The organism is Bacteroidales bacterium, assembly GCA_035353855.1.
Lineage (GTDB): Bacteria > Bacteroidota > Bacteroidia > Bacteroidales > CG2-30-32-10 > DAOQAK01.
In genome coordinates this window covers 13,490-25,699 of the sequence record DAOQAK010000018.1, presented here as the reverse complement: position 1 = coordinate 25,699, position 12,210 = coordinate 13,490, and the positions used below count along the sequence as shown (strand labels likewise).

At 34.9% G+C, this 12,210-nt stretch carries 12 protein-coding genes, 1 tRNA gene and 1 pseudogene; 1 reads left to right on the top strand and 13 read right to left on the bottom strand.

The window, feature by feature from the left end; genetic code table 11:
• Nucleotides 1-11 precede the first annotated feature (11 nt).
• From PKK00_06190 to PKK00_06145, 10 genes and pseudogenes are all read right to left on the bottom strand, one after another.
• Complete coding sequence (locus tag PKK00_06190; protein HNW97982.1) at nucleotides 12-1,244, bottom strand: site-specific integrase; 1,233 nt, start codon at nucleotides 1,242-1,244, stop codon at nucleotides 12-14.
• Nucleotides 1,245-1,484: 240 nt separating this feature from the next.
• Nucleotides 1,485-1,569: transfer RNA gene (locus PKK00_06185), tRNA-Ser, on the bottom strand.
• A 338-nt stretch (nucleotides 1,570-1,907) separates the two neighbouring features.
• The gene (locus PKK00_06180) at nucleotides 1,908-2,429 is read right to left on the bottom strand and encodes a hypothetical protein (GenBank protein ID HNW97981.1); all 522 of its coding nucleotides are present in this window, start codon (nucleotides 2,427-2,429) and stop codon (nucleotides 1,908-1,910) included.
• 66 nt (nucleotides 2,430-2,495) lie between these two features.
• On the bottom strand, nucleotides 2,496-2,894 hold the full coding sequence (locus tag PKK00_06175; protein HNW97980.1) for an Rrf2 family transcriptional regulator: 399 nt from the start codon (nucleotides 2,892-2,894) through the stop codon (nucleotides 2,496-2,498).
• Between the two features lie 108 nt (nucleotides 2,895-3,002).
• Nucleotides 3,003-3,476: a hypothetical protein gene (locus PKK00_06170; GenBank protein ID HNW97979.1), complete on the bottom strand. Its 474-nt coding sequence runs from the start codon at nucleotides 3,474-3,476 to the stop codon at nucleotides 3,003-3,005.
• Nucleotides 3,477-3,605: 129 nt separating this feature from the next.
• Nucleotides 3,606-4,037: pseudogene (locus PKK00_06165) on the bottom strand (redox-sensing transcriptional repressor Rex).
• Nucleotides 4,038-4,058: 21 nt separating this feature from the next.
• The gene (locus tag PKK00_06160) at nucleotides 4,059-4,226 is read right to left on the bottom strand and encodes a winged-helix domain-containing protein (GenBank protein ID HNW97978.1); all 168 of its coding nucleotides are present in this window, start codon (nucleotides 4,224-4,226) and stop codon (nucleotides 4,059-4,061) included.
• Between the two features lie 45 nt (nucleotides 4,227-4,271).
• Nucleotides 4,272-4,727, bottom strand: coding sequence for a hydrogenase maturation protease (locus tag PKK00_06155; GenBank protein ID HNW97977.1), 456 nt, complete (start codon nucleotides 4,725-4,727; stop codon nucleotides 4,272-4,274).
• A 129-nt stretch (nucleotides 4,728-4,856) separates the two neighbouring features.
• On the bottom strand, nucleotides 4,857-6,788 hold the full coding sequence (locus PKK00_06150; protein ID HNW97976.1) for a neutral/alkaline non-lysosomal ceramidase N-terminal domain-containing protein: 1,932 nt from the start codon (nucleotides 6,786-6,788) through the stop codon (nucleotides 4,857-4,859).
• A gap of 3 nt (nucleotides 6,789-6,791) precedes the next feature.
• Nucleotides 6,792-7,640, bottom strand: coding sequence for a T9SS type A sorting domain-containing protein (locus tag PKK00_06145; protein HNW97975.1), 849 nt, complete (start codon nucleotides 7,638-7,640; stop codon nucleotides 6,792-6,794).
• A 579-nt stretch (nucleotides 7,641-8,219) separates the two neighbouring features.
• On the opposite strand from PKK00_06145, the gene PKK00_06140 reads away from it, so the two are divergent.
• Nucleotides 8,220-9,215: a virulence RhuM family protein gene (locus tag PKK00_06140; GenBank protein ID HNW97974.1), complete on the top strand. Its 996-nt coding sequence runs from the start codon at nucleotides 8,220-8,222 to the stop codon at nucleotides 9,213-9,215.
• Between the two features lie 239 nt (nucleotides 9,216-9,454).
• Here PKK00_06140 and PKK00_06135 read toward each other — a convergent pair whose 3' ends face one another.
• From PKK00_06135 to PKK00_06125, 3 genes are read right to left on the bottom strand one after another with little or no spacing between them, the layout of a single operon-like run.
• Entirely contained in the window at nucleotides 9,455-10,903 is a 1,449-nt protein-coding gene (locus PKK00_06135) for a Ni/Fe hydrogenase subunit alpha (GenBank protein HNW97973.1), read from the bottom strand.
• Between the two features lie 17 nt (nucleotides 10,904-10,920).
• Nucleotides 10,921-11,472 carry a hypothetical protein gene (locus PKK00_06130; protein ID HNW97972.1) on the bottom strand — a complete coding sequence of 184 codons (552 nt, stop codon included), beginning with the start codon at nucleotides 11,470-11,472 and terminating at the stop codon, nucleotides 10,921-10,923.
• 15 nt (nucleotides 11,473-11,487) lie between these two features.
• Nucleotides 11,488-12,192 (bottom strand): 2Fe-2S iron-sulfur cluster-binding protein, encoded by a 705-nt coding sequence (locus PKK00_06125; protein ID HNW97971.1) that lies wholly within the window; start codon nucleotides 12,190-12,192, stop codon nucleotides 11,488-11,490.
• Nucleotides 12,193-12,210: the final 18 nt, after the last annotated feature.

Here is a 12,210-nt window from a genome sequence, read left to right as displayed (position 1 = left end):
GACTATTACAATTAATTCAATACTGGCGCATTCATAGAATATTTGTTCATTATCTTGTCCATATCTGTTTTTATTAGATCATCAACGACTCTGGCATATTTCTTAGTCATATTAATACTTGAATGCCCAAGCATTTTAGAAACAACTTCCATTGAAATATGATTTGAAAGCGTTACGGTTGTTGCAAATGTATGTCTTGCAGTGTGTGTACTTAGATGCTTATTGATTCCGCATATATCAGCTATTTCCTTTAAATAGGAATTCATTTTTTGATTGGTTAGCACCGGCAGAACCGAACCATTATTTTTACAATTTGGATTGTTTTTATATTTGTTCATTAAATCCATTGCAGGCGCCAGTATTGGCACATTGCACCAGTTCTTTGTTTTCTGCCTTCTTTTTTTAATCCATAGTTGCCCATTCTTTTCCTCAATATCTTCATAAGTCAAATTCTTCACATCAATAAAAGCCAATCCTGTAAAGCAGCAAAATAAATAAACATCTTTTACCTGCTGTAATCTATCTACTTTAAATTCTTTTTTTATCATTGTGTTAAGCTCCTCTTCGGTAAGATAGGCAAGGTCAACATCGTCTAAATGAAATTTAATATTTGAAAAGGGATTAGTTTTCATCCATCCGTTTGCTAATGCAATGCGTACTATTTTCTTAAAATTTTTAATATACTTTGTTGCTGTATTATGACAACATTTGCGGTTTATCTTCAAATAATATTCAAAGTCGCTTATAAACATTGGAGTAATTTCATTAAGCTGTAAATCTTCTCTTTTAAATTTCAGCTTTATAAAATCTTCTATGTGCTTATAACAGGTATTATATCTTTCAACAGTTCCGGGTGCAAAATCTATGTTCATTAAATTTTTGCATTTCTCATTATGTTCCTTAAAAATTTCAAGTATCGTTTTACTTTTACTGTCAATGCCCATGTACTTATCGCGCAAACTAAAGGCTGTGAGAGCTTCGTTATGTTCTTCCATATAAATTTTGTCAAACAAAATCTTTGCTTTTACATAATCGAGGTAATCGTTTATTTCCTTTGATTGCTTTGAATTTCCTTTAGCACAGCTTTTATCATTATCCCATAAACATTCATCAACATTTTTTTGAATGACAAATTCCGCACGTTTTCCATTGATAGTAATTCTGGCATATATTGGTAATGCCCCATTTTTCAACGCTCTTGAGCGTTTTACAAAAAATAAAATACTGAATGTTGGTCTTTTCATACTTTTAAATTTTAAGGTTTATAAAACTATTATTTAAAAGCAAAAAAGTAAAATGCAAAATATTGAAAACATGTGAAATAATCTCCAATTCGGTTGCATAAACTTCAGAATGTTTTTGCAACCGAATTTGCAACCGAATTATTTGCGTTTTTAGGGCATTTTTTGCATTCGGCGCAAAATAAAAAACCACTGAACTCGTTGTAAATTCAGTGGTTTGCGTTTTGATTCCTTTTTTATCAGCGGAGAGAGAGGGATTCGAACCCCCGGAGGTGTTACCCTCAACGGTTTTCAAGACCGCCGCAATCGACCACTCTGCCATCTCTCCGCTGCAAAGATAATATTTTTCTTTTAATGAAAAATAAGTTTTTTAAAAAAATAGGGAAATAAACGGGGCAGATTAAATAATTTCTTTGCTTTTGAGGTCGTGTTAAGTTAATTTTGAAATGACGGTAATCTTGAGTAATACGAAGGATGAACCGCTTAAAGAATGTTCACATTTCGATAGACTCAATATGACATTCTGGGACATAGTAGACTTAACTTAACACTAGTTATATCCATCATGCCCCACACATGCAATGCTTATGGGAGTGTGTTTGTGAAGAAATAAATAAAAACAAATCGTGAATAAATCTTTTCCGTTTCAGTATGAATGGGTTTAATTCATTCTATAATTTTATTTTCGATCACATTTTTAAACGTGAATGTATTCCCTTTCTCAGCTCCCTTGAATATAAATAATAATTTAAGCTGATTTGCATTTACACAAACTAAATTAAAGTTTATGGCTTTAAATTCTTTGGTGTCCAGGTATTTTATTACCGGCGATTTATCATTACAGTCAACTCCTTCTATCCATGCAAATGCAACAGGAAATATTTTTTCTCCTTTATTATTCAGCAGGTAAATATTTTTAAGTTTGTTTTTAAATTTAAGTTTTGAAAAAGAATTGTTATTTATTGAAATAATCACGCCTGTAGCGTTTTTGATTGAATCGATATTATCGCATGAAATATAACTGGTATTGCAGAATAAACATTTGGTTTGACTAAAAATACAAAGTGATTCGGGAGCGATACAATAATTTGCAGGATTCCATAAACTGCATTTTATATCCTGTTGCGATTGAACATTAAGATGCATGATTAGAAATGCCGATAATAAGAAAAAGATTCTTCTGATCATAAATAAGATCTTATGTTTGTCATTTAAGGAATATGCAATTTAATCCGAAACGGGGAATGATTTTAATTATAAATAATCTTTAAGCGTATGTTTTTTAAAATAAGAATTAAAATCCTCTGATGCTTTTTTTATTATACCACCCATAAGGCATTTATCAAAAGGGCATACCGGGCGGTCCATTGGGCAGCCTGATGTATTAATTGGTCCTTCAATAGCTTCATAAATATCAAGTATGGAAATTTCTTCAGGTTTTTTCTTTAAAAGGAATCCACCGGAAGGTCCTCTGCTGGAAATTAAAAAGTTTGCTTTTACCAGGCGTTGTAATACTTTGGCAAGATGGTTGGCTGAAGCGCCGGTTTTTTCGGCTATATGATTTACATTAATAAGTTCTTTTGACCGGGCAATGAGAACCATACTGTGAAGGCCAATAGATGCGGCTTCGGAGATTTGTATAATTCTTGACATTTTACAAAATTTTAGTAATCAAATATCTGTATAATTTTTAAGCAACCAAAGGAATAATTGATAATTTTTATTAAAGTAAATTTTGAAATGTATAGGTTTGCTTGTCTGTTAGCTGTTGTGGCTGTTTTCGGAGTAATTATATTTTTTGTAGAAAAGCAAGTGATAGAAAAATATTAATGATGATATGAACAACGCAGTGCCCATGCAGATGTAAAATATATTTAATGATAGAGTATTTATAAACTGAAATTTCCATAGAAGCAAACCTGTTATTATCATGAAAGCAATAATAAAGTAATCATTAATTCCTCTATACGAGAATATGCCGGGCTTTTCACAATCCAGTTTTATTATGCTGTTAACATGTTTTTTTGCAACTTTATAGAAAATAAATGAAAAGAACAGCAAGCCGGATAAAAAACCTAAACCTACATTGAAAAGCAGGTGATGAGAATAATAGTAGATGTAAATAGTTCCTTTTTTTATAAGAAAAGCGCATGCAAAAAACCAGATGATTCCTGAAATAAATAGCAGCCATTTCTTTGGAATACTTGGTTTATAAGGTGTAATTGCCCTTTCCATTATAATGAGAATAGAGAATATAGTATATTACAAATATCAATATTAAAAAGAAAAGATTTTTAAAAAGGGAAGATGATTTATTAACAGTTTTTTCAACAAAATTTAATGTGAAGAACAGGAAAAAGATTGCTAACTTTTATTGGAGAAATAAGCTACTTTTTCTAACGAAGTAATCATATCATATTCTGCCAGGAAAATATTTTTATTTAGATTCAATGGTGCAGTAGTAAAATTTAATATTCCTTTAATGCCTGCTTTTACAAGCATTTCGGCGATATTTATCGCATGTTCTGCGGGGACAGAAATGATGCCTATTGTTATTTTTTCTTTTTTAATTATCTGTGAAAGCAGATCAATATGATAACATTTTATTTTGGAAAATTCTTTATTGGATTTTTCGGGATTACTGTCAAAAGCAGCTACAACTTTCAGATTGGTATTTTTTTTATTTAAATAGCTGATAAGCGCTCTGCCCAAATTTCCAACACCAACAAGCGCTACTTTCTGTGCTGTTTTAGAATCAATGATATCGCCAATCAATGAAATCAGTTTTTTTATTTCATATCCTTTTCTTTGTGAACCCTAATACCCGATAAGCATTAAGTCTCTTCTTACTTGTACGGGAGTTAAATGAAGCAGACTTGCCAATTCATGAGAAAAGATATTTTGTTTTTCATTAGAAAAAATCCTGATCAACGCCCTTCTGTATTGACTTAATCGTTCAATGGTTTTTTCAGGTAAAATACCCATAAAGTTATTTGTTAAATCTTTAACAAATATACTAAAAATAACCGTTTATTTCAGGGATAATAAAATTTTTTCTTTCAGAAAAGATTCTGCCTTTTCTAAATTGATTTGTGCATTTTCAGAAAGCCCTTCTTTAAATTCCCATTCATATCCTTTAATGTGCAATAAGTATGTGTCGGGGCTTTTACTAAAAACTTTTTCACATAAATCTAAAATATATGCGGGCGATGCGGCATGTGTTGTAAACTCTATTTGCGAATCATTCGGACAAACTTTAGTAAATACATAATCATGAATTTCTTCTAAACTTGCATCACAAAAAATTACAGTATCGAAATCTGCAATTTTTGCCGAATCTTCAATATTCAGCTGGTAGTTGGAATCGGTTTCCACATCCATTATATTTTCAGAAGCGATCCATTTTTCTATTCTTTCAGAAAGAAGAACACCTAATGCATCATCTTGTCTTCCCGGGTTACCGTAACCATAAATCAGAATTTTCATTTTATGAAATAATTATTTAATAATCATTAAAACAAAAATAGTATTTATTGTCGATTCAAAATAAGAAGAATGATTTTTTACTTTATTGTTTTTCGAAAAAATAAAAAATCTGAAGAACCGATAAAGATTTTATTTTACAATAATAATACTTCCGCCTTGGTAAATAACCGAAAGGTCATCGTTCTTCCTTACCTTAGCAGTTGTGTATCCCGAAGGCATATCAATAAGCGCATTGGTTCTTGCTTCAACAGTTTTGTCGGAAGAAGGAATACCAAGTATTGTATCAGCCATGGTATCATCCGATTTGTAAACACGAATGCGAACTGCTGTATCGCTGCGGTTATTGATGAAAATCTTTGTTGTGTCAATTCCCGGATAGGGAAGATCTGGGGGTACTGCAATTGCCGGGCTTCCTATATCGATGGGGGTATTGTATTTAATTGCTTTGGCAAGTTTGGTATATTCCTGCTGATAGGCTGCTAAAGTATAAGGTCCGTAAATAGTAACAGCACCTTCATAATTTTGTATTTCATATTCTTCTTTAGTTGTGATGTAATATGAATATGCATTTGCATAAGTATTCAAAGCAATTTCCGAAATATCAGAACCAAAAACATCGTGGATTGAAGTTCTTAAACGTCTTCCTGCCATAGTTGTCATTTCGCCCGGTATTCCTGCAATTGCAAGCTTCCCGATTTTTATTAATTGAATAGGAACAACATTTGGTACCAAAGGATATGGTGTTGCTTTACCAACAGGCCACATTATAGGTTTAGGATAGTGCCCGTTCACTAAATTAATATCTGCATTACTGCCCGGTAAATTCCAGCCGGATGGAAGTTTCCCGACGAGTCCATTATAAGCAATTAATAGTTTTCCATTTTCAGTTAAAGTAATATTGTCAGATGTTATTCCTTCCCTTAGACTAGTAGTTATGCTTATACCCATGAATAAAGTGTTTCCTTTGCTGTCTTCGGTACTTCCTGCTGCCATTGATAATCCTACCGCAGCAGGCCATGTGCGAGCATTTGGAATGCTATCAATGGTATCGTTCGACATGTCGATGTGCGTGTAACTGTAAGAAATTCCGGTATCCAATAAATCAGTAGCCGTATTAAAAAGTTCTTTCGATTTTGAATAAAGCATATTGCCGTATTCCTGCATATGAAGAATATCATTCGGCCCTCCATCGGGCAAACCATATTTTATATTTCCCGAAACATCGCCGGCAGTCTCGTTTGCAAAGGCACACACAAAAGTTTCGTTCGAATCCACATCAGTCGCCATTTCATTTTCAAAAAGATGCGAAGCCCATCCGAAATTATCACCGGTTATTAATGTATTGGTCTGTCCGCGTGAAGTAGGATGGAGGCTGTACCAATTCAACACACCAATTGCTTTTGTATTTCCATTATTGTTTTTTACAAACTTGAGCGATAGCATCACCGTATCTGTATTGGTAGAATAGTTATTTTGTTCAGCTATGGGATTATTGTTGTACCCTGTTACGGAACGATTCCTGCCGCAATCAGATAATCCGCCTTTATTAAAATATATATTTCCGGGAGCAAGATTCTGATGCGCTTTTCGCATAGCTTCTACTATTCCTTTTACAATATGGTCGAAACACATCTGGTCAAAACCGCCACCGGTAAAGTTATACAGAAAATAATCAGAATATCCTACCGGTGCGCTATGTGTATGCGTTCCCGATATCAAAACATTGTCGACATTATATTGATGATTAAAAAATGGGTCGTTCTGTAATTCTTCAATAACTTTTGTTTTAACAGCTTGCTTGCAGGTTAAAATATCAATAACAATAATTGCAATACGTTTTTGTCCCGATTTATCGGCAATGATGAATGCTCTTGCATACAATGGTGTTTCAACTTCAGTGGTTTTTTGCAGGTCATCGGCCATGCCGTGCATTCCCACACCAAATGTAGGATAGGTAACATCAGCTATTCCTGTTCCTATAATAAAATTACTTGTTGAAGTTTGCGAAAAACTTAACTGAAAAATAAACAAGGCAAATATTATTGCAATTAATCTCTTCATCGTTTACTGAATAACTAATTTGCGGATGATGTTATTTTTTTCATTTTTAATTTGAATGATGTAAGTCCCTTTTACAAGAAAACTGAAATCAAGTTGTTGAACAGTATTTGTTTTATTTATTTTTTTTGAAAATACTTTTTGTCCCATCAGCGAATAAACAGATAATTCAGCGTTGCTGATTTGTTTTGTTTCAATATTTGTTATTCCATCGGAAGGATTCGGAAAAATATTTATTGAAGCGTTTTCTTCCGTTACATCAATGTTTACGGCATTATCAATGTATACCGAAAGATCATCAATTATTATGTCGTAACCGAATTCACTGGTTGCTTTGAGTATGATATAATTTTTATCCCCGCTGAAAGAAGTAGGAATTTCAAATGAATATTGATACCATCCGGTTGTACTTTGTATTGGAGGTAATCCTTTGTAGCGGATAAGTTTTCCAAGATGAACAGCATTACTTAACGTGAGTGTATCATTCACATAAATATCCAGGCTGTCTTCTTTTGTAGGATAACTGTTATCGCGGAACATCCAGAAAGAAACCTTTGCAACATATACTCCAACTGTAGTAAGATTTATCGAAGGTGAAATAAGAATTGCCGATTTTCCTTCTGAAAGATTGTAACAGAAATACCTTGCCATTCCAGTTCCCGAATGCGGGTTGCATATGGCATTTGTTCCAATGGTTATATCATCCCAAATGGATTTATAACCGGCGCCACTTACCTGGATATTTTTCCAGGCACATGGAATAGCAGTAGAATCAAATGATTCGTGAAATAAAACCTGGCTGAAAGAAAAATGGTGAACAGAAAAAATAAGAAATATGAGTAATAATTTTTTCATTGCAACTGAAATAATTATATCAAAGTTAAAAGAATAAATGAAAATGGTTAAAATTTTTAACATAAAAGATTATCAGTTAATATTTATTCTGTTTATTACTTCGGTTCTTCTGCATCTCCTGACACATAATTTTCCTGACCAGGATCTTGCTACTTACGACTTGTGTCTTGCAACTTACTCCTCATAGCTTTCCAATTTGTATCCGAAATATTAATATTTATTTGTAAACGAGTATATAAAAATTTATAAATTTGGAAAAGAGTTTATAGCAAAGTGTGAAAAAGAATAACATTAATAGAGCAACACAAAAATTAGGCATTCATTTTAAAAATCAAAACAAAAAACAAAATGATAAAAGAATTTTGACAAAAAAGAAAAATAAAAATGCCACGGCACAAAAATTTTGAAATTCAACCGAACCTTATTACACATCTATCGTTATGGTGGACCAAAGTTCCACAACCTGCGCTACAACCAAAGCTTGGTTTAAGAGCTTGCAAGCTAGCCCGGGAGAAGAAGTGCGAAGCATTAGTGAATATGTTTAAAAGTTAAAATATGAGGAAGCAAAAATTATAGAAGATGGTAGAGAGGGAAAATAATCAATCGGACTTTATTTTATTCAAAACCGAAGATGAGAAAATATCGGTGGATGTTCGTTTTAAAGATGAAACAGTATGGCTTACGCAGGAGCAGATGGCGTTACTTTTTGGTAAAGCTAAATCTACAATAAATGAGCATATACAAAATATTTTTAATGAAGGAGAGCTTGATGAGGCTGCATGTATAAAGAAATTCGGAATTTCCGAATTTCAGCAGAAAGCCCCCAATTACTATAATTTAGACATTATAATTTCTGTAGGATATAGAGTAAAATCATTGCGGGGAACACAGTTTCGCCAGTGGGCAACAAAACGACTGAACGAATATATCCGTAAAGGTTATACAATGGACGACGAGCGCCTTAAAAATTTGGGCGGTGGTGGCTATTGGAAAGAATTGTTGCAGCGTGTACGTGATATTCGTGCTTCCGAAAAAGTATTTTACCGCCAGGTGCTTGATATTTATGCAACAAGTATTGACTACGATCCCAAGGCAGAAATTTCCATCGCTTTTTTTAAAAAAGTTCAAAACAAAATTCATTTTGCAGTACATGGACAAACAGCAGCCGAAGTTATTTATAATCGTGCTGATGCAGAAAAAGAATTTATGGGACTAATGACATTTCCGGGCAGTCGTCCGTATTTAAAAGACGTTGTGGTTGCAAAGAATTATTTAGACGAAAAAGAGCTTCGTTCGCTTGGGCAAATAGTTTCGGGGTATTTAGATTTTGCAGAGCGTCAGGCAGAACGAGAGCAAACAATGACAATGAAAGATTGGGCTGAACATCTGGATAAAATTTTAACAATGAGCGGAGAAAAACTTTTGCAGGATGCTGGTGCCATCAGCCATGAAATTGCTATTGAAAAGGCTACCGCTGAATATCAGAAATATCAACAAAAAACATTGAGCGAAGCAGAAAAAAATTATTTAGAAAGCTTGAAAGTTTTAGAAAAGAAAACAAGAAAAGAAAAATAATGTCTATGCATTTGCAGACACATCAGCCACCGCTGATCATAGCCCCTTGAATTTACGCTGAAATCAAAGATTGTAAAGAGCTACTAAACACAAAGTTTCTGGAGATAATTATGTTTGTTTAAATCCAGTATCTATTGCATAGGAAATAGTGCTGTATGATTACCGATCAATGGCGTATGATTATAAAAAAGAAAGAGCTGCTTCAACGAAGCAGCTCTTTCTTTTAACAGGTAGTAGTGTTACGACCTGTAATTATCAATTAAGTTTTGGTTAGAATCGAATAATTTAATATCCAGAGGCATTTTGCCTAATGCATGTGTAGCGCAACTTAAGCAAGGGTCGTAAGCCCTTATGGCAACTTCAATAGCATTTTTCATTCCTTCGGTAATTTCTTTTTTACCGGTGAACATTTTCTTTGCTACATCGTTAACGGCCCTGTTCATAGGCTCATTATTGTTGGTTGTTGAAACAATAAGGTTAGCCATGGTTATCTGGTCATTCTCGTTAATCCGGTAATGATGGAATAATGTACCGCGTGGAGCTTCAATCAAACCAACGCCTTCCATTTGTTTCTTGCCTTTTTTCACCAAATCGGTTTTCTGTAAATCAGGATCGTTCAATAATTGTTTTATCATTTCACCTGAATGTAACAGTTCAATCAAACGTGCCCAGTGCATGTGAAGACTCATGTGATTGGGTTTTCCGTTGGTGTATTTTTTATATTCTTCAAATTCTTTTTGTGCAAGTGGAGTAGGGATGAAGTCGCAGGTATTCAAACGTGCTAATGGGCCTACAGTATACCAACCGTTTTCTTTTCCTATTGATGTAAGGAATGGGAATTTCATATAACTCCATGAACGAACTTCTTCATTGATGTATTTGTAATATTCCTGGTAATCCACATCGTTCAATATTCTCTTGCCGTCTTTGTCAACAGCGCGAAGAACTCCGTGATACAAATCAAGAGCGCCGTCTTTTCTTACAAGGCTCAGGTGACTTGAAGGGAATACTGCGAAGTTGTCAACGAAATCTTTATTTGCTTTGTGATATTCTTTAAATAAAGCAACAGCAGCTAAAGCCCAGTCGATCATCTTATCGATGTTCATCGGGTCGGCGCCTTTCAGGAATTTATCACGTTCTTCGATGGTGAGGTTTTTATTGATACCACCGGGTATAGCGCCTGTTCCGTGAATTTTCTTTCCGGCAGTTGCTTCAATAATTTCCTGTCCGTATTTACGCATCATCACACCCTGAACAGCAAGATCGGGGAATTTTAATGCAACGCCAATTACATTACGTAATGCAGGGTCGCTGTCGTATCCTAATAAGAAGTCGGGTGATGCAAGGTGGAAGAAATGCAGTGCATGCGACTGGAACATTTGTCCGTAGTGCATCAGGCGGCGCATCTTTTCGCCGGTAGCAGTAAGACCGTCGCCGGTTCCGGCTCCCACAATAACATCGAGTGCTTTGGCAGCAGCCAGGTGGTGGCTAACAGGACAGATACCGCAAAGACGCTGAACCAATACAGGAGCTTCCCAGTAAGGACGTCCTTGTACGAAACGTTCAAAGCCTCTGAACTCAACAATATGCAAACGCGATTGTGCAATATTCAATTTATCATCCATGTGAATGGTCACTTTACCGTGGCCTTCAACTCTGGTTACAGGTTCTATAGTTATCTTGTTCATCGTACCTCTTTTTAAAATTAATCAAACTTAATTACTTCGTATGGTAAATTCATTTCCTTACCGGTAAGCAATGCATATACTGCTTCCCATATCAATTCTGCTCTTGGAGGGCATCCGGGCAGGAAGTAATCTATCTTTACTATTTCATGACAAGGATAAACTTTATCAAGAATCATGGGTAGTTCTTCATCGTTAGGCATGATCTTATCAGGATTGCAAATTCCTGTTGTAGGTCCGCCAAGGTAAGCTTCATCCAGGCATTCTTTGATAGGAATGCCATTTCTTAAAGCGGGCAAACCTCCCATGATAGCGCATTCGCCGCATGAGATAAGTATCTTACAATTTTTACGGAATGCAATTAAATTTTCTACGTTCTCACTGTTGCAGCATCCGCCTTCAATAATACCTACGTCAACAGGTTTTGTGAAGGTTTTTATATCGTCGATTGGCGATTTATTAAATTCAACCAGTTCGATTAGTTGCAGAATTTTTTCATCAATATCGAGTATTGACATATGGCAACCAAAACATCCGGCCAGTGAAGCTGTTGCTACTATTGCTTTGCTCATCGTTTTTCCTCCTGATTAAATTTTTTCAATATCACTACCTATAGGTTTTTTGTCGTATTTACGTTTCCCGATAGGAACATCGTAACCTTTTTCTTTCTTCAGAATGGCGCCAACAGGGCAGATGTCCATTGCTTTCTGTGCAAGAGCATCGTTCATTTTTGCAGCCAGTTCATGGTCGATATGTATCTCGAGTTTCTTTCCGCGTTTGTAGAAAGCGAAATAACTCTTATCATCATCGGTCTTTATAATGCGGATACATTTTTTACAAAGAATGCAACGGTTCCTGTCGATATATAATTTAGGACTTGTTGCATCAACTTTTTTCATTGGGAATGTATAAGGGAATTGCGGAACCATCATCTGGTAGCGATATGCTAAAGCCTGAAGTTCGCAGTTACCGCTTTTTTCGCATGAAGGGCAGAAATGATTTCCTTCAACAAAAAGTAATTCGATAATAGTTTTCCTCATTTCATTCAGTTGAGGAGTATTATTTTCGATTTTTGCTTCAGCGCAATCATTGCCAATTGGAGTAGTGCATGCAGCAACAGGTCTGCCATTCATTTTAACAGTACAAACACGGCATGAACCGGCAGGAATAACACCTTTCATATGGCACAGGAAAGGAATATATACTCCATTCTCGGCTGCGGCATCCAGCAGGGTTTGACCGGCTTCTGCCTGGCAGCTTTTCCCATCTATAGTGAACTTGATTTTGCTCATATATTATTTATTATTTTG